Source organism: Candidatus Eisenbacteria bacterium (genome assembly GCA_020847735.1).
In the GTDB taxonomy this organism is placed as follows: domain Bacteria; phylum Eisenbacteria; class RBG-16-71-46; order RBG-16-71-46; family RBG-16-71-46; genus CAIXRL01.
Genome location: JADLBL010000018.1, coordinates 60,647 through 79,642 on the forward strand (window position 1 = coordinate 60,647; position 18,996 = coordinate 79,642).

Here is an 18,996-nt window from a genome sequence, read left to right on the forward strand (position 1 = left end):
CCGACAGGTGACGCCGCGACGGCGCCACTCCTCACGCCGCCCGGCACGACCTTCGACGCATCCATCGCGCGGGCCCGCCGATTCGCGCCGAAGGAACGCGCCAGGAGACTTTGCATGCGGCAGTCGTGAATTTGCGTGCTTCGCCCGTCATGCGAGCGTTCAATGGTTCGTACGGGAACGGTTCCACGGTGGGCCCGTGACGCCAGGCACCGCGAGCTCCGCTCCACTTGCGTCCGGAGGCAGTCCAGTGTCCCCAGGCCCGTTCATTCGCTCGTCCGTCGCGCTCGCGGGTGCGATGGCGCTCGGCGCGGCGCTTCTGGTCGCGCCGCTCCATGCCGCCGTCGTCTCATCGTTCGACGCGTCCGCCGAAGGCTGGCTCATCATCGGCGACAACAGCGCCAACTGGTCGGGCACGGGCGGCAACCCCGGCGGCTGCCTCGCGATCAACGATCTCGCCACGGGCCAGCTCAACTACGCCTCCGCGCCCGCGCGCTTCCTCGGCGACTGGAGCGCGATGGGCGGAGCCGACTCGCTCGCCGTGGACATCTACTTCGTCAACAGCTCGGGCGGACCGCTCTACACGAACCCCTGGCTCTTCAGCATCTCCGGCCCCGGCGGTTCGGCGATCGCGCGCGCGCCCTTCCCCGCCCCCGCTCAGGGCGCGTGGACGACCTACGCGGTGACGCTCGATTCGACCGTCTGGACGATGCAGAGCGGAACGTGGTCGGCGCTGCTCGCGCAGGTGCAGTCCCTGAAGGTCGCCGCCGAGTACGTGACCGGCGACGAGATCGTGGAACTCGACAACGCGCGCCTCACGCGCTCGCCCGCTCCGCTGTTCGTGCCGTGCGTCTCGTCCGTGTTCGCCGGCACCGCTCTCGAGGACTGGTCGTTCTCGAACACGAGCGCCTCGAATCCCGGCTCGGGCGGCACGGGGGGCGGATTCCTCAAGCTGAGCAACAGCGCGGCGCAGGCCGGGCGCGCCCTCGCACCGGCCCGCTATCTCGGCGACTGGCTGCCGCTCGATGGCAGTGGCGCGATCTCGTTCGACCTCCGCGTCGTCGTGGCGGGCTCCGCGGCGACGGGCAGCGGGGCGTTCGTGCGGATCAGCGGCCCGGGCGGCTCGGCGCACGTGCCGGTTGCGGCGGGCGATCTGCCGCTCCCCTCGCTCCTGTGGAAACGCTTCACGTTTCCGATCGCGGAATCCGCGTGGACGCTCGACTCGGGCACCTGGACCGGACTGCTGGCCGGGGTCGAGGAGCTGAGCCTGGACGCGAACCTGTTCACCGGCGCCGAGCAGATCGGCTTCGACAACGTGGGACGGCTGGGCGCCGCGTGCGCCCCGCCCGACGAGACGGTGACGCTGCACGATCCCGACGTGAGCCTGTGCTCCACGGGCGGACTGGTCGGCGTGGGCGGCCTGGCCCGCGATCCGGCGACGGGTGTGATGCACGCGCTCGCACGCGGGACCGGGTCCACCGACGGGGTCTATTCCCTGAACGGCCCGAGCGCGGGGCGGAAGCTGCAAACCTACGATCGCCCTGCAGGCCTGATCTTCACCCCGGACGGCGACGGGTTCGTGAGCGAGGACTACAGCGGGAAGATCTTCCGGTTCGTGGACGCCGAGTCGTCCATGGTCTGGGTGGATGGCATGCACCCGGGCGACGACGATCCGTACGGCATGGCCGTTGCGCCGCCCGGCTTCAGCGGCTCCAACATCTCGCCCGGCGACGTGATCGTCGTGGACTGCGGCTACAGCGGGCCGGACCAGATCTGGTCGTTTCCGCCGGCGGCCGCCGCGTCGGAGCGCCTGCTCGCACCCGATCCGGGCAACGTGGACTGGTTCGACGTCGCCGCTTCCCAGGACGGCCGCGTGTGGGTGAGCGACGCCCTCGCGGGCGCGTCGCTCACGCGATTGTTCGCGGACGGCACGACGTCGCCGCTCACGCTGGACGCCACGCTGGGCGACCCCGTCGGCCTCGCCTGGGACGGGCGCGAGGGCGTGTTGTATGTCGCCAGCCTCGCGCCTCCGGCGCTCTATCGGGTGGATCCAGTCACCGGCGGGACCCGGCTGGTCGCGGACGGCTTCGCGAGTCCGGCCTACGCGGGTATCGAGGTGGACGAAAACGCGCGCCGCCTATGGCTCGCCGATGCAGGGCGGAACCGTGTTTACACGTTCTGCCTGCCCGGGACCGCGACCGAGGTCGAGGACGGCTCCCGGCCGGAGACGTTCACGCTTCACGCGGCACCCAATCCGCTGCGCTCGATCACGACGCTCACGTTCTCGCTGCCGACGGCGGCGAGGACCAGCGTGGACGTGTTCGACCTCTCGGGGAGGCGCGTCGTCCGCCTGCGCGACGGTCCGCTCGCGTCCGGGGAGCATGCGCTGCGCTGGGACGGCCGCGACGCGGCTGGCCGCCCCGTGGCGCCGGGGCTCTACCTCGCGCGCGTCACCGCAGGCACCCGGTCGGTTTCCCGCCGCGTCGTGGTCTGCCGTTAGCGCTCCCCGGAAGCGCCTGGCGTAACGCCTGGGCGCCGGGGAAGCCTGTCAGATCCTGCGACCCGATCCATTCGAGGAGAGCCTCATGCGCATCCTTGCTGCTGTTGTCGCCTTCCTGCTGTTCGCCTCGAGCGCGACCCCCGTGCACGCCGCCTGGCCGAACAGCCCGTTCACGAACCTGCCGCTGTGCACCGCGGCGGACAATCAGGAGACCCCGAGGATCATCCCGGATGGCACAGGAGGCGCGATCGTCACCTGGCAGGACTTCCGCAGCGGCACGAACTACGACATCTTCGCGCAGCACGTGCTGGCGTCGGGTGCGGTGGATCCGGCGTGGCCGGCCGATGGCCGCGCGCTGTGCACCGCGGCGAACGACCAGAATCTCCCGATGATCGTCCCGGATGACTCTGGTGGCGCGATCGTCACCTGGCAGGACGGCCGCAGCGGTACGAACTGGGACATCTACGCGCAGCACGTGCTGGCGTCGGGTGCGGTGGATCCGGCGTGGCCGGCCGACGGCCGCGCGCTGTGCACCGCGGCGAACTATCAGATCTACCCAATGATCGCGCCGGATGGCTCTGGTGGCGCGATCGTCACCTGGCAGGACATCCGCAACGGCGGGTTTTACAACATCTACGTGCAGCATGTGCTGGCCTCGGGTGCGGTGGATCCGGCGTGGCCGGCCGACGGCCGCGCGCTGATCACCATGGCGAACAACCAGACTGACCCGATGATCGTCCCGGATGGCTCTGGTGGCGTGATCGTCACCTGGGAGGACTACCGAAGCGGCACGGTCAGCGACATCTATGCCCAGCACCTGCTGGCGTCGGGTGCGGTGGATCCGGCGTGGCCCACGGGCGGCAACGCGCTGTGCACCGCGGCGGGCGACCAGAACTCCCCGATGATCGTTCCTGATGGCGCCGGCGGCGCGATCGTCACCTGGTACGACCTCCGCAGCGGCACGAACTTCGACATCTACGCGCAGCACGTGCTGGCCTCGGGCGCGGTGGATGGGGCGTGGCCCACGGACGGCCGCGCTCTGTGCACCGCGGCGAACGACCAGTTCTACCAGCAGATCGTCGCGGACGGCGCCGGCGGCGCGATCGTCACCTGGCAGGACTACCGCAGCGGCACGAACTTCGCCATCTACGCGCAGCACGTGCTGGCCTCGGGCGCGGTGGAGCCGGCGTGGCCGGCGGACGGCCGGGCGCTGTGCACTGCGGCGAACAACCAGTACTCCCCGACGATCGTCGCGGACGGCGCCGGCGGCGCGATCGTCACCTGGGTCGACTACCGCAGCGGCAACTACGACATCTACGCTCAGCACGTGCTGACCTCGGGTGCGGTGGATGGGGCGTGGCCCACGGACGGCCGGGGGTTGTGCACCGCGGCGAACACCCAGAACTACCCGATAATCGCCCCGGATGGCTCAGGCGGCGCGATCGTCGCCTGGACTGACTACCGCAGCGGTACGGGCTCCGACATCTACGCGCAGCGCGTCGAGGGGTTCGGCCGGCTCGGCAACCCCGAACCCACGATCGCGAGCCTGCGCGACGTGCCCTACGACAACGGCGGGCGCCTCAAGCTCTCGTGGGCGGCGAGCTACCTCGATGCCGCGCCGTTCAACGGGATCTACCAGTACGAGGTCTGGCGCTCGATCCCGCCCGGCGCGGCGCAGGCGCGCCTGCGCGGCGGGGCCCGGCTGCTGCGGCCGGACGCGCTCGCGCCGCTCGCGCGGGACGGGGCGCTGCTCGCCACCGCCAACGGCACGCAGACGATCTACTGGGAGTACGTCGCGACCCAGCCCGCGCGCCGGTTCGCCGGCTACAGCTACGAACTGCCCACCACCGGCGACTCGGTCGCGGCGGGCATCCCGGTGACGCAGGCGCTGGTCCTGGCGCTCGCCAGCGACGGCTACTCGTTCTGGACCTCGCAGCCGATGTCGGGCTACTCGGTGGACAACCTGGCGCCGGCCGCGCCGGCGCCGTTCACGGGCGAGTACGCGGCGGGCAGCGCGACGCTCCACTGGGGCCGCAACGCCGAGGCGGACCTCGCCGGCTACCGGCTCTACCGGGGCACCGTGCCGGGGTTCGTGCCGGGCCCCGCGAACCTGGTGTCGGCGCTGGCCGACACGGGCTACACGGACGTGGCGGGGCAGCCCTACATCTACAAGCTGACCGCGGTGGACGTGCACGGCAACGAGTCGCCGGTGGCGACGCTGTCGCCGTCGGGAACGCTGGCGGTGGACGGCTCCGGCGCGGCGACGCTGGCATTCGCGCCGCCCTCGCCCAACCCGGCAAACGCGCGGACGGTGCTGCGCTACACGCTGCCGGGTGCGGGGGCGGTGAAGCTGGCGATCTACGACGCGGCGGGCCGGCAGGTGCGGGTGCTGGCGGCGGGGGTGCGCGAGGCAGGCGAGCACGCCGAGGCGTGGGATCTGCGCGACGAGGGCGGACGGGCGGTCCGCGCGGGGCTCTACTTCGCGCGCTTCGAGGCGGCGGGCGTCGCGCGCGTGCGCAGGGTGGCCGTCGCGCGCTGATCGGGAGGGATCCGGGGCACGGGCGAGCGCTCGTCCCCGGGCGGCCGCCGCAGGAGAAGGCCCGCGCCGGCGGAGCGGCGCGGGCCTGCGTGCGCCGGGTGCTTCGCGCGGATTGCCGCTTGCCGTGGGCTGCGCGGCGAGGAGATGCTTGTGCGCACAGGGGGCGGGCCGCCCCATGTTTCCATGGGCGCCAGAGCGGCGCGCCAGGTCATTCCACCCGATCCCTCTCCGGGAGGAGCCCATGCGCATCCTCGCTTCCGCAGCCGTCTGCCTGCTGTTCGCCTCGAGTGCGCCCCCCGCGCAGGCCGCCTGGCCGAACAGCCCGTTCACGAACCTTCCGTTGTCCACCGCGGCGAACGAGCAGTCCTACCCGACGATCGCCTCGGACGGCGCCGGCGGCGCGATCGTCACCTGGCAGGACTTCCGCAGCGGCACGAACTCCGACATCTACGCGCAGCACGTGCTGGCCTCGGGCGCGGTGGATCCGGCGTGGCCGGCGAACGGCCGGGCGCTGTGCACCGCGGCCTCCAACCAGGCCTCCCCGACGATCGCCTCGGACGGCGCCGGCGGCGCGATCGTCACCTGGTACGACTTGCGCAGCGGCAACAACGACATCTACGCGCAGCACGTGCTGGCGTCGGGTGCGGTGGATCCGGCGTGGCCAGCGAACGGCCGCGCGCTGTGCACCGCGGCCTCCAGCCAGTCCTCCCCGACGATCGTCGCGGACGGCGCCGGCGGCGCGATCGTCACCTGGTACGACTACCGCAGCGGCACGAACTCCGACATCTACGCGCAGCACGTGCTGGCCTCGGGTGCGGTGGATCCAGCGTGGCCGGCCGACGGCCGGGCGCTGTGCGCCGCGGCGGACGACCAGTACTACCCGCAGATCGTCGTGGACGGCGCCGGCGGCGCGATCGTCACCTGGTATGACTTGCGCAGCGGCAACAACGACATCTACGCGCAGCACGTGCTGGCCTCGGGCGCGGTGGATCCAGCGTGGCCGGCGAACGGCCGGGCGCTGTGCACCGCGGCCTCCGATCAGGCCTCCCCGATGATCGCCTCGGACGGCGCCAGCGGCGCGATCGTCACCTGGTATGACTTGCGCAGCGGCAACTACGACATCTACGCGCAGCACGTGCTGGCCTCGGGCGCGGTGGACCCGGCGTGGCCGGCCGACGGCCGCGCGCTGTGCACCGCGACCTCCGACCAGGCCTCCCCGATGATCGCCTCGGACGGCGCCGGCGGCGCGATCGTCACCTGGTACGACTCCCGCGGCGGCAACTCCGACATCTACGCGCAGCACGTGCTGGGCTCGGGCGTGGCGGATCCGGCGTGGCCGGGGGACGGGCAGGCGGTGTGCACCACGACGAACGACCAGTACTCCCCGAAGATCGTCGCGGACGGCGCCGGCGGCGCGATCGTCACCTGGCAAGACAAGCGAGGTGGCACGAACTACGACATCTACGCGCAGCGCATCGGCCGCCACGGCTACCTGGGCACGCCGGAGCCGGAGATGGTCGCCGTCGGGGATGTCGCGAACGACCAGGGCGGCCAGGTGAAGGTGTCGTGGAACGCGAGCTGGCTCGACCTCGCGTCCAACCCCGAGTTGGACGCCTACGACGTGCTGCGCTCGGTGCCGACCTCGTTCGCGGCGCAGGCCGCGGCGCGCGGTCTCCGCGTGCGCGCGCTGACGAGCGGGTCCGCGCCGCCCGAGCCGGGGGATCTCGTCGCGCTGCCCATGAACGGGACCACCTACTACTGGGAGTACCTCACCGAAATCACGCCGCGGCACTACCTGGCCGGCTACAGCTACGTCGCGGCCACCCTGGGCGATTCGATCGCGGGCTCGAACCCCGGGACCGCGTTCATGGTGGTGGCGCGCAACTCGGCGATCACGATGTGGTGGCCGTCGCTGCCGATGTCGGGCTACTCGGTGGACAACCTGGCGCCGGTGGCGCCGGCGCCGTTCACGGGCGAGTACGCGGGCGGCGCGACGAACCTGCACTGGCGGCCGAACGCCGAAGCGGACCTGGCGGGCTACCGGCTCTATCGGGGAACCAGCGCGGCGTTCGTGCCGGACGGGGCGAGTCTGGTGGCTGCGCTCGCCGACACCGGCTACGCCGACGCGGGCGCGGCGGGGCGCTGGTACAAGCTCACGGCGGTGGACGTGCACGGCAACGAGTCGCCGGTGGCGACGCTGTCGCCGTCGGGGACGCTGGCGGTGGACGGCTCCGGCGCGGCGGCGCTGGCGTTCGCGCCGCCCTCCCCCAATCCGGCGAACGCGCGGACGGTGCTGCGCTACACGCTGCCGGCTGCGGGGGCGGTGAAGCTGGCGATCTACGACGCGGCGGGCCGGCAGGTGCGGGTGCTGGCCGCCGGACCGCGCGAGGCGGGCGAGCACGCCGAGGCTTGGGACCTGCGCGACGAGGGCGGCCGGGCGGTGCGCGCGGGGCTCTACTTCGCGCGCTTCGAGGCGGCGGGTGTGGCGCGCGTTCACAGGGTGGCCGTCACGCGCTGATCGGGAGCGCCCCCCGGGGCCAGGCGGCCGCTCGTCCCCGGGCGGCCGCTCGACCCCGGGCGGCCGCCGCAGGAGAAGGCCCGCGCCGGTGGAGCGGCGCGGGCCTTCGTGCGCCGGGTGCTTCGCGCGGATTGCCGCCTAGTGCGCCCAGAAGTGCGCGAACTTTCGCCACCAGGCTTCGATGATGTCGCGCGGGTCGCGTTCGGGCTGGTCGTAGTACTTCAGATACTCGCCCCTGGTCCTCGCCAGGATTCGCTCGTCCTGCGTGACCAGACTGAGCGCGTCCTGAACCCTCTCGCGAACGAATGGGTCCGGGTCGTCCACGCGCCGGATCAGCGCCGGCACGACGCCCGGTCCCATCTGCCCGAGCTTCTCGCTCGCGCTCCACACCACGATCTCGACGTCGGAGCAGCCGCCGATCGAGTAGAACGACGTGTCGGCCAGGTGCGCCATGTAGTAGTCCAGGGTGTCGGGGTTGACGGCGAGTTCGTCCCGGGTGAACGGCGTGGAGATCGGGATCGGCCCGGGCACGCCGTGCGCCATGATGCTGTCGGCCTGGGCGAGCGCCCGACGCGTCTCGGCCCGCTGGGCCACGCCACCTGGAATATCCACCCAGCGCGTGAACATCAGAGCGCCTCGAGGCGTCTGGACACTGTCGCGCAGGACTCGTTTTCGGGAGAACCGTGACGCCATTTCGGCGACCGCGCCGGCGCGCCGTGACGCACGCGAGTCCGCGTGACTGCTCACGACCCACACCTCCGGAAAGTTCGTCGTCGCCGCCAGCACATCGCGGTACAGCTGACCGATCTGCGCAGGTGTCGGGTTCGCGTTCGGCAGTGCGACCGGCATGACGACGACGCCTCGCGTGGACAGGGCGCGCAGGTCGTCGAGGAGCGCGCGATCGGCGACGACGAGGACTGCGGTGCTCTCCGGCCTGCTCGTGGCGAGGATGCGCCCGACCAGGCCGGGTCCGCGTGGCGGTGCGGCCAGCGAGGCGCGTACGTGAATCGAGCACGCGCAAACGGCGCAGAGGAGGACGACGGACCACCGCGGAACGCGAGGGCGCGAATGCATGGGGCGGTTATCGGCACGCGAGCTTGCGGCATCCAGCGGTCGCAAGCGATGAAGCCCGCGACCCCGCGCGGGAGGCTCGCTCCCGACTCCGCGCCCGGGGTCCGGACGCCGCCTCGGGGCGATGACGGCGGGTGCTCGTGCCGGCCTGGAATCCGCCCCGCGACCTACCGCACCGTCATCGCCAGCACGGTGAGGTCGTCGGTCGGGGGGCCGTCCTCGAAGGCCTGCACGCGGGCGAGGACTTCGTCCACGATCGCGCGCGGGCCGTCGGCCCGCCGCGCCCGCACCGCGTCGAGCAGCCGGTCCACGCCGAACAGGTCGTCGTCGCCCTCGGCCTCGGTGACGCCGTCGCTGTAGGCGAGCAGCACGTCGCCGGGGCCAAGCGTCGCGCGGCCGAGCTGGCAATCCCAGTCCTCGAACGCTCCGAGCACGGTCGCGGTCGCACCCAGCCACTCCGCCTCTCCGCCGGCTCGCAGCACGAGTGGCGGGTTGTGGCCGCAGTTGATGTAGCTGAGCCGGCGCGGCGCGTCCGACCACACGCCGAAGAACAGGGTCGCGAACTGGCCGGGTTTCGTGGACTCGCGCAGCAGCCGGTTCACCTGCCGCAACGCGCGCAGCGGATCCTGCGGCGTGCTGCCCGTCTGGCTGCGCAGGTGCGCCTGCAGGTTCGCCATTCGCAGCGCGGCATGCACGCCCTTGCCCGAGACGTCGGCGAGCGCCAGCCCGACCTGCCCGGCCCCGAGCGCGAGGTAGTCGTACCAGTCGCCGCCCACGCTGCGGGCCTGGGCGCAGTGCGCGGCCAGCGCGGCGTTCGCGAGCGCGGGCGGCGCCTTGGGGAACAGCTCCGCCTGCACGTCGCGCGCGATCCGCAGCTCGTGGTCCACGCGCCGCGAGAAGTCCATGCGTTCGGCAAGCCGTTCGGCGAGGCGAATCACCTCGAAGGCGACCCCGGCGTGCGCCGCCGCCGCCAGCAGGCGCGCCCGCAACGGCGCGTCCACGGCGCCCGCGCCGACGGCGCCGAGCGCGAGCAGTCCCACCGGATGGTCGTGGCGGTCGAGGATGGGCACGAGCGCCGCGGGCGCCTCGCGCAGGCCCAGGCGCGCGCCGAGCGGCGCGAGTTCGTCACCGTCCCACAGCGCGCCGCTCCACAATCGCTCGCTGGCCGCCGCGTCCGCGTCGAGATCCAGCACCGCCGCGTGCGAGCCCGGCTCGGCCGCGGGGACGAACGCGCCGTCGGCGCGGCGCATCCACACCTCGAGCCATGCGGGCGCGGCCAGCTCACGCAGGTGCGCGGCGAGCAGACGGGCCAGCCCGGGGCGATCCGAAGCCGCGGCGGCGCGCCGCGTGAAGTCGTCCATCGAGTCTCTCTCCTTGAAGCGCGGGGCGGCAGTCTACCCGAGCACCCGCCACAGGAGGAGCGCGACGGCCACGACGTACAGGGTGCCGCACACGGGAAAGATGCGGTCGGCCGCCCACTTCGGCAGGAACAGGTCCGTGACCGAGCCCTTGAGCGCGCCGCGGCGCTCGGCGAGCACGGTGAGCGGACAGCGCCAACCCGAGCGCCACAGCACGAGGCTCTCGATCAGGAGCGCCGTCACGGCCACCCAGGTCCACGGCGTGACGCGGCCCGTGAGCCCGCTGTAAAGCGCGTACACCGTGCACGCGCTCAGGATCCAGAACGCGATCGAATGGACCAGCTTGATGCCGAACAGGGTGACCTTCACCGCAGCGAGAAGCGGATGGGCACCGCCACCCACACCATGACCGGGTGCCCGTTGGAGAGCGCCGGCGTGAACACCCACTGGCGCGCGGCCGCCACCGCCGCCTCGTCGAGCAGAGCGACCGAGCGGTCCACGTGCACGTCCTTCACGCGGCCGTCCCTGCCGACCAGCACCCGGAGCCGCACGGTGCCGTCCACTCCGGCCTCCAGCGCGATCTCGGGATACTCGGGCTTCACCTGCGTGACGACCGCGGGTGGCTCGTCGTAGAGGACGAAGTCCCGCAGCCCGGGCACCGCTTCGTCGGCGGGTGGAGCCGGCGTCGCGACGCCGCCATCCGACGGAGTCGCCGCACCCGCATCCGATCGCCGAAGCTCGTCCTGCGATGCGATGGGCGCTTCGGGCGGCGCCGTCGCGTCCGGCACCGGAACGGGATGCGCGGCGCCCGCCGGCGATATGCGCGGCGCCGTCGGCGGCGTCGGCAATGGCGCAACGGGCTCCAGCGTGGGCGGCGGCTCGAGCGTGACCACGACCGGGTCCGGGAGGAATCGTTCCCCCGCATGGCGCGCGAGCCATGCGCTCGCCGCGAGCAGGAGCGCGAACAGGATGACGAGCCCCGTGCTGGCGGTCGCCAGTGCGCGGATGAGGTGGGTGTCGCGCACTTCGAGAAGCTCGGGCGCCCCGTAGGGGACGAACTCGTACAGCGTGACGCGGGGTCGGTTCATGACGCCTCCGGTTCCGCCCGGCACGGGCGACTGTAGTCCGATTACGCCCGCGGCGCGACGGCTATTCCGGAGCCGATCGGGCCCGGACGAGAGAAGGTCGGCGGCGTGCGGCCGCGACCCCGGAATCCGTAGCATTCGCCCCGGCCGCCCCGCTATCCTGCGCGACTCGTGACCCTCTCTCCCGGCACCCGGCTCGGCCCCTACGAGATCGTCGCCCCGCTCGGGGCCGGCGGCATGGGCGAGGTCTATCGCGCCCGCGATCCGCGGCTGGGCCGCGACGTGGCGATCAAGGTGCTGCCCGCGGAATTCGCGCGGGACGAAGAGCGCATGCGCCGCTTCACGCGCGAGGCGCGCGCCGCCGGCTCGCTCCAGCATCCGAACATCGTCACGGTCTTCGACATCGGGACCGAAGGGACGGTCACCTACGTCGTGCAGGAACTCGTCCCGGGCGGCTCGTTGCGCGACCGCCTCGCCCGCGGTCCCGTGCCGCTGCGCGAGGCGCTGCGGCTCGCCTCGGGCGTCGCCGCCGGACTCGCGGCCGCGCACGAGAAGGGCATCGTTCACAGGGACCTCAAGCCCGAGAACGTCGCGATCGCCGACGAGGGCCGCCCGCAGGTGCTGGACTTCGGCCTGGCTCGCGTCGAGCGGTCGCTCGACGAAGCGACGCTCACGGCACAGCCCACCTCGGCCGGCATGGTGATCGGCACGGTCGGTTACATGGCGCCCGAGCAGGTGCGGGGCGAGGTGGCCGACGCGCGCTCGGACGTGTTCGCGCTCGGCACGATGCTGCACGAGATGCTCTCGGGCGGCCGTCCGTTCTCGCGCGGCTCGTCGGTCGAGACGCTGCACGCGATCCTGCACGACGAGCCGCCGCCGCTGCCCCCGGGCGTGCCCTCGCACGTGGCGCGCGTCGTCTCGCGCTGTCTCGAGAAGGACCCGCGCGCGCGCTTCCAGTCGGCGCGCGACCTCGCGTTCGCGCTCGACCTGGTGGCGGGCGGGAGCCCGGCCGCGGCGGCCGGGAGCGCGGCAGGCGCGACCGTGGGGCCGCCCCGCACGCCCGCGTGGATCGCGGTCGCCGCTGCGCTCGCGCTGGCCGCGGCCGGCTACGCGATCGGCCGGCTGACGGCGCCACGCGCGAATGTGAGCACGGTTCGCGTCTCGACGCTCTCGCAGGGCACGCGGGACATCGAACCGGGGGTGGCTCCCGACGGCCGGTTCGTCGCGTTCAGCTCGGTGCGTCCGGGCGGCATGGGCATCTGGATCACCGACATGACCTCGCGCAGCGAGGTCCGCCTCACCACCGGGGCCGATCACTATCCACGCTTCACGCCCGACGGCGGAAGCGTCCTGTACACGCGGCTCGAGCGTGCCCGCCACTCGCTCTGGCGCGTACCGGTCCTCGGCGGTTCGCCCCGGCTCGTGATCGAGGACGCGGATGACGCCGACATCGCACCCGACGGGGATCGGATCGCGTTCCTCGCCGGGACGTCGGACAGCAGCGGCGCTCGCGCCCAACTCATGCTCGCGCGCTCCGACGGCACGGCGCGCCGGGAACTCTGGTCCGTCGGCTCCGTGATCCTGGCCAATCCGCGCTGGTCGCCGGATGGCCGATCCATCGCATTGATTCTCTCGGGCAGTCAGAACAATCCGGGCACCCTCGCGATCGTGGACGTCGGGAAGGGCACGGTCCGCCGGTTCGCCTCGCCCAACGGCGGAGTGTTCTCGAGTCCGGCCTGGGACGGCTCGGGCCACGGCATCATCGTGGCCGAGGGCGAGGGCACCCTCGCCGTCACACGCGGCGCGGCGGCGCGACTGTTCCGTTTCGACGTTCGCTCGGGCCGCTTCCAGCTGCTCGGGTGGCTCAACGAATACCCCACGATGCTCGACCTGCTGCCCGATGGTCGGCTCGTGTTGTCGAGTCTGCTCGTCCGGCAGAATCTGCGCGAGGTGGCCCTGAGTTCCCGGGGCGGCGAAAACGGCCGCTGGCTCACGGCAGGGATGGCCATGGACCGGCAGCCTGTGTACGCACCCGACGGACGGTCGGTCGTGTTCTCCTCGAATCGCGGCGGCACGCTGGACCTTTGGGAGCTCTCGCTCGCGCGCGGAGAGATGCATCGCGTGACCGACGATCCGGCCGACGACTGGGATCCCGTCGTCACACGCGACGGCGAATCCATCTTCTGGAGCTCGAATCGAAGCGGCGCGTTCGAGGTGTGGAGCGCGCGCCGCGACGGCTCCTCGCCGCGGCAGGTCTCGCGTGACAGCCTCGACGCCGAGAACCCGGGGGTGTCGCCCGACGGGCGATGGATCATCTACAGCTCGTCCAACGTCGCGAAGTCCGGACTGTGGCGGGTCGGAACGGACGGCGGCAACGCCGAGCTGCTCCTGCGCGGCATCACGCTGATCCCCGACCTCTCGCCCGATGGCCGCTACGCGTCGGTGATCCTCGCCGTGGGCACGCTCGAGGCGAACCTCACGGTGGTGGACCTCGAATCGGGCAGAGTCCTGCCCTCGACCGTGCCGCTTCGGGGCACGCCCGGCACGGTGCAGGTGGGCCGGTCGCGCTGGACGCCGGACAGTCAGGCCCTCGTCTACCTGGAAGTGCGCGACGACGGCCACCCGGTCCTGCTGCGGCGACCGCTGTCGGCCTGGCGCGGCGAAGGCGGCCAGGCGGACACCCTCTTCGCCGGCTCGTCCGACGCGATTGAATCGTTCGGCTTCTCGCCCGACGGCAGGCATGCCGTCCTCTCCGTCGTGGACTGGCTGTCGGGCCTTGCCATCACGAACAGCGTGCCGGGCGTGGCGCCCCGCAGATCGGCGAAGTAGGGTCGCGGGCGGCAGCGAAGTCGGCCCCGGGTCGGCCGGCGCCCACGCGGCTGCGCCCTCCGACGGAAGTCGCGACTCTGGAAGGGGAACCTCCCGATCGCCCCCGGACGACCCGCGCCTACGGCGCAGTCGCGGCCTGCTTCGCCGCCGTCCCGATCGTCTCGTCGAGGAACTGCACCGCCCGCTCGTAGAAGTAGATGCGGTTGTCGAGCTTCTGGAAGCCGTGGCCCTCGTCGGGCGCGATGAACACGCGCGGCGACTGCCGGCGGTCCTTGAGGGCGATCGCCAGTTGCATCGCCTCCTCCACCGGAACGCGTGGATCGTTGAAGCCGTGGGCGATGAAGAACGGCACGTTCATCTTGTCCACCTTGTGAATGGACGAGATGCTCTTCAGGAACTCGGGGTCGGTGAGCGGGCCGTATTCCGCCTCGCGCAGCTTGCGCCGGTAGCCACTGGTCTTCTCGAGGAAGGTCTGCATGTTGACGATGCCGACGACGTCAATCGCGGCGCCGAACAGCCGTTCCTTGCGCGCGCCGCGATCCACGCGGTCCTGATCCTCGACGATGCATGCGACCGACATGAAGCCGCCGTACGAGCCGCCGTAGGTCGCGATCGCGCCGGGCCGCGCGTAGCCCTGCTTCACCAGCCACTCGGCGGCGTCCACGCCATCGCGCACGCTGTCCCAGCGGCCCTTGTAGTTGTCGAGCATCTGGTACTCGCGGCCGTAGCCCGTGCTGCCCCTCACGTTGGGCATCAGCAGGCCGTAGCCGCGGGAGACGAAGTACTGGAGCGCGGCGCTGAAGCCCGGGCGGTTCTGGCCCTCCGGGCCGCCGTGGTAGTAGACGACGAACGGAATCGGGTGACCCGCCTGGTGGCCCTCGGGCAGGTACAGGAACGCCGGGATCGGCCGGCCGTCGAAGGCCGGGTAGCGCACCAGTTCGGGCAGGCGGAAGCGCGAGAGGTCCACGCCGGCGTCGTCGGTCCAGGTCAGTTGCTTCGTCACCGGTGCGCCGCCCGGCGTGAACGTGGTGGCGTATGCCTGTCCGGCGTTGCGCGCGTTCGAGAGCGACCAGACGAGCGTCGAGCCGCGGAACTCCGAGCCGCCAACGACGCCCTTTTCCATGGGCGGCGCCGCCATCGGCTTGAAGCCCGGCACGGTGTAGAAGTGCGGCACCGCGTAGCCGTCCTCGTTGGTGACGACGAGGAGCATGTCGCGGCGGTCGTTGAGCCCGGCGCCATCCAGCTCGAAGCCCGCGAGCGACGGGATCGCGTCGGTGATCCTGCCGCTCTTGAGATCCCGCACGTACAGGCGCTGCTTGCCGCCGTTCAGGTCCGAGGAAAGCAGCACCGACTTCTCGCCGGGCAGGTATCCCTCGGCGCTGCACGATGCCGTGCCGCCCGCGGGTGCGATGGTCAGTTCGGTGCGCTTGCCGGTCGCGAGGTCCATCTCCCACACATGCGCGTCGGAGGCCGACAGGCGGTTCGAGAGCAGCACGCGCGAGCCGTCGTCGGTCACGCCCGCGATACGCCAGCTTCCGGGCTCGCCGAGAATCCGGCGCGCCTTTCCGGTCGCGAAGTCGTACCGGTAGAGGTAGAAGTCGTTCGGGCTCTCGTCGTTCGCCGAATAGAAGAAGCCCGAGCCGTCGCGCAACCAGGCGTTGATGGACGCCTGCACACGGGGGTTCGCGAGCACCGGAGTGAGCGGCGCGATCCCTGGCGCCGTCGGATCAATTAGCGAGAGCTGCGTGTTCTCGTCGCCGCCGCGCGCATGGGCGATCACGCAGCGTTTGCCGTCGGGCGAGAGAGAGAAGCTCGAAACGCCGTCGGGGAAGTTCGTGAGCTGCGTGCGCACGACCTCGCCCGGCGCGTACGAGGCGTTCGGCCCCGGTGCCTTCGGCGTCACGCGGTAGAGCTGCCAGACGCCGTCCGGCCAGTCGCGAAGGAGCAGCGAGCCATCCGGCAACAGCACCGGCGTGCCGGGCGTGCGGACCTTGAGGAACTGCGCGACCGAGGGCGCGTCGGCGGCGGTCGCGACGGGCGCGAAGAGGGCCGTACCCGCGATCAGGAACAGCGCGACGAGGGAACGCATGGAGGGTCTCCGGAGGTTCGGGAAGTGTCCGGCGGAGTCGGCAGACGCCGGGACACTAGATGACTTCGCCTGATTCGGCATCAGGCCACGAGCAGGATGCGGCGGCGGGTGTCGCGGCGTTCTCCCAGGTAGCGGTGAACCTGGTGGAGCAGCGCCGCGATGCTGGGCTGCTGGTGGTTGCGGCAGCGCACGCGCCCGCCGCGCGCGTCAGACCTCGAACGCCTCCGCCTGCCACTCGAGGCCGAGTTCGGCCGGGGGAGCCATGTAGCCGAGCAGCGCGCTCGCGGCGACGACGCCGGGCGAGGCGAGGTAGCCCTCGCCGCCCAGGCCCATGCGGTTCGTCCAGTTGCGGTTGAAGCTCGTGATCGCGCGCTGGCCCTTCGCCAGCGCGTCCGGCCCCTGGCCGAAGCACGGGCCGCACCACGACTCGCGGATCTGCCCGCCGAGCGAGCGGAACACTTCGGCGATGGACTCGCCGCCCAGGCGCGGGTCGGGCGTCTCGATGCGCTTCTTGACCCCGCCCGAGCCGGGGAAGATCACGAACTCGGTCGCGGCCTTCTGCGCGCCCTTCGCGCGCGCGGCGCGCAGCACGAGCGCCGCCGAGAGCAGGTCGTCGTAGCCGCCGTTCGTGCACGAGCCGATCATCGCCTTGTCGAAGGTGATCCGCTCCTTCGCGACCTCCTCGGCCGGGAACGCGTTCCCGGGGCTGAAGGGCTTGGCGATCATCGGGCGCACCTCGCTCATGTCGAGCGTCTCGTCCAGCTCCCACGCGACGTCGGCGCCGGGGGCGAGCGCGGGGTACGGCAGGTCCTTCATGCCTTTCGCCGCGAACCACGCGTAGGTGATCTCGTCGGGCGCGAAGATGCCGTTCCAGCTCTCGGCCTCGGCCATCATGTTGCAGATGGTGTTGCGGAACGCGATCGGGAGCTGCCGGCGCTCGTCCACGAACTCCACGCTCATGCCCTGCGACTGCTTCGCGCCCCAGCGGCGCAGCAGCTCGAGCACGAGATCCTTGCCGCTCACCCACGGGTTGAGCTTCCCGCGGAACGTGACGCGGCGCGGTTTCGCGACCGTCGTGTAGATGGCGCCGGTGCTCCAGCCGAATCCGAGCGTCGTCGAGCCGACGCCGATGCCGATCGCACCGTACGCGCCGTAGGCGCGCGAATGCGAGTCGGCGCCGGGGATCATCATGCCGGGATAGACGAGGCCTTGTTCGGGAAAGTAGAAGTGAAAGATGCCGTCGCCGGGCGTCGCGTAGTAGGGTTTTTCGACGCCGTGCTTCGCCGCGAACGCGCGGCCGATGGACGTCTGCTTGTCGTCGGCCTCGACGCCCGTGAAGACGAAATGGTCGTTCGCGATCGCGAGCTGTCGCGGCCAGATGGCCCCGCCGCCCGTGATCTGGTTGAAGGTGTGGATGGCGAACGGCGCGGTGCCGTCGGAGGCCGGGAGCAGGTCGGCGTAGACGCGGATCGTCTGCCCGGCCCTGACGACCGCGTCCTTGTCCACGCGGTGCGCCCACAGGATCTGCTCGCTGGTCGTGAGCCCGCGAGCCGTGGCCGCGTCGGGCCAGACGATTTCGGGTTTCGTCTCGACGCTGCGCCGGAACTCGCGGCGGCCGACGGCGAAGATGCCGCCCGAGCGGCGGATCTCGTCCTCCTTGGGGCTCAGCGGCACCGGCGAATAGTCGCGGCCCTGCGTCAGGTTGCGCAGCGCGCGCGTGTCGGGGTCGAACTCGAACTCGTCGCCGTCCCGAGCGTCGGCGACGGCCTGCGGCGCCTGCACGACGTGCAGCCCGAGGTTGAACGCGTTGCGCCGGAAGATGTCGCCCATGTTGTTGCCGCAGACGACGACCAGTTCGTGTCCCTCCTCCTCGGCGACGCCCTTGAGCCCGGCGGGGCTCATCTCGCGCGAGGAGCCGATTGCGAAGCGGTCACCCGCGATGACGAACGTCTCGCCGGCGTGCACGCGGGCGCGAAAGTCCGGCATCAGGTAGCGGAACGAGCCCGCCTTCCAGCGCTCGTCGAGCGTCTCGAGCGATTCGCTCACGCAGTCGGCGGCGGGCGTGATCTGGTCGGTGTCGATGGCGTCGAGCTTCTTCCCCGGCGTCCTCGGGTCCCAGAAGATCAGCGCGCGGCCGCGCACCCTGCCGGCACCCGCGTAGGCGTCGCCGGTGGCCGCCGCCGCGGGCAGCGACGCGGCGGTCACGCCCGGCTTGAGGCGCGCGGGCTGGAGAGTGTGCATGGACGAAACCCCTTTGTCTGGAAGGCTGAGGACCCGGAGCGGCGGGAATGCTAGCCGCCGGGCCGGCCCGGAATCAACCGCGTGCCTCCCGGGGCCGGCAGGCGCCACGGCTCCGCGGGCTCGGACCGCGGCGCGCGACGCCGGACGCGGGAGCGAACCGCGGGACCGCCGTGGACCTGCCGCGCGGATCGCCGCCGCTCAGGCGGCGTGGCGGCCGGCGGCGAGACCGCGGATCTGCACGTCCAGCACGCGATCCTTGTGCACGAGCAGCGTGCCGCGCGCGGTCCGCAGCGGGAAGAAATCCTCGTCGCCGTTCAGGAAGTCGGAGACGCGGTTGAACTCGTGCGGCATCTCGAACGCCAGCACGCCGTCGAACGTCGCGCCGCCGGCGAGCCGGACGCGCACGTGCTCCTCGCGCGTGTGCTGGTAGTGCAGCGTGCGCACCAGCTGGGGCGCGACCTCGGGCCCGGCCGCCAGCCATTCGACCTGCGAGCGCACCACGAGCAGGAACGCGTCGTCCTCCGCACGATGGAACGGCAGCATGCGGGTGCGGGCGTTCAGGCGTTCGAGCAGCGTCTCGGGGCCGTCGTGCAGCTCGGCGTTCGGCGCGAGCGACAGCCGCCCCTCGAGGGGCGCGCAGCCGATCAGCGCCAGGCTCACCGGCACGCGCAGCTTCTCGATGTTTCGCGACATGCGGTCGGGTCTCCGGGCTTCCGTCGCGGCGGTTTTCGGCAGGCGCGCCGCCCGGAATGAGGCCAACTTGGCCCTC

The 18,996-nt window shown here is 72.0% G+C and carries 11 protein-coding genes; 4 read left to right on the plus strand and 7 right to left on the minus strand.

What is annotated here, in order from left to right; genetic code table 11:
* The first annotated feature begins 247 nt into the window (after positions 1–247).
* From IT347_08135 to IT347_08145, 3 genes are all read left to right on the plus strand, one after another.
* Positions 248–2,497 (plus strand): T9SS type A sorting domain-containing protein, encoded by a 2,250-nt coding sequence (locus IT347_08135; protein MCC6349544.1) that lies wholly within the window; start codon positions 248–250, stop codon positions 2,495–2,497.
* Between the two features lie 85 nt (positions 2,498–2,582).
* Positions 2,583–5,036, plus strand: coding sequence for a T9SS type A sorting domain-containing protein (locus tag IT347_08140; GenBank protein MCC6349545.1), 2,454 nt, complete (start codon positions 2,583–2,585; stop codon positions 5,034–5,036).
* A 241-nt stretch (positions 5,037–5,277) separates the two neighbouring features.
* The gene (locus IT347_08145; protein ID MCC6349546.1) at positions 5,278–7,554 is read left to right on the plus strand and encodes a T9SS type A sorting domain-containing protein; all 2,277 of its coding nucleotides are present in this window, start codon (positions 5,278–5,280) and stop codon (positions 7,552–7,554) included.
* Positions 7,555–7,692: 138 nt separating this feature from the next.
* On the opposite strand, the gene IT347_08150 is transcribed toward IT347_08145, so the two are convergent.
* From IT347_08150 to IT347_08165, 4 genes are all read right to left on the minus strand, one after another.
* Complete coding sequence (locus IT347_08150; protein MCC6349547.1) at positions 7,693–8,403, minus strand: hypothetical protein; 711 nt, start codon at positions 8,401–8,403, stop codon at positions 7,693–7,695.
* 389 nt (positions 8,404–8,792) lie between these two features.
* Positions 8,793–9,986 (minus strand): PP2C family protein-serine/threonine phosphatase, encoded by a 1,194-nt coding sequence (locus tag IT347_08155; protein ID MCC6349548.1) that lies wholly within the window; start codon positions 9,984–9,986, stop codon positions 8,793–8,795.
* A 33-nt stretch (positions 9,987–10,019) separates the two neighbouring features.
* The gene (locus IT347_08160) at positions 10,020–10,352 is read right to left on the minus strand and encodes a hypothetical protein (protein ID MCC6349549.1); all 333 of its coding nucleotides are present in this window, start codon (positions 10,350–10,352) and stop codon (positions 10,020–10,022) included.
* Positions 10,349–11,071, minus strand: a complete 723-nt coding sequence (locus IT347_08165; protein ID MCC6349550.1) for an energy transducer TonB — start codon at positions 11,069–11,071, stop codon at positions 10,349–10,351. Before IT347_08165 ends, IT347_08160 begins: the two co-directional genes overlap by 4 nt.
* A 168-nt stretch (positions 11,072–11,239) precedes the next feature.
* On the opposite strand from IT347_08165, the gene IT347_08170 reads away from it, so the two are divergent.
* Positions 11,240–13,897 carry a serine/threonine-protein kinase gene (locus tag IT347_08170; protein MCC6349551.1) on the plus strand — a complete coding sequence of 886 codons (2,658 nt, stop codon included), beginning with the start codon at positions 11,240–11,242 and terminating at the stop codon, positions 13,895–13,897.
* A 118-nt stretch (positions 13,898–14,015) separates the two neighbouring features.
* Here IT347_08170 and IT347_08175 read toward each other — a convergent pair whose 3' ends face one another.
* From IT347_08175 to IT347_08185, 3 genes are all read right to left on the minus strand, one after another.
* Positions 14,016–15,986: a S9 family peptidase gene (locus tag IT347_08175; GenBank protein ID MCC6349552.1), complete on the minus strand. Its 1,971-nt coding sequence runs from the start codon at positions 15,984–15,986 to the stop codon at positions 14,016–14,018.
* 207 nt (positions 15,987–16,193) lie between these two features.
* Positions 16,194–18,227, minus strand: a complete 2,034-nt coding sequence (locus IT347_08180) for a hypothetical protein (protein ID MCC6349553.1) — start codon at positions 18,225–18,227, stop codon at positions 16,194–16,196.
* Positions 18,228–18,425: 198 nt separating this feature from the next.
* Complete coding sequence (locus tag IT347_08185; GenBank protein MCC6349554.1) at positions 18,426–18,920, minus strand: hypothetical protein; 495 nt, start codon at positions 18,918–18,920, stop codon at positions 18,426–18,428.
* Positions 18,921–18,996: the final 76 nt, after the last annotated feature.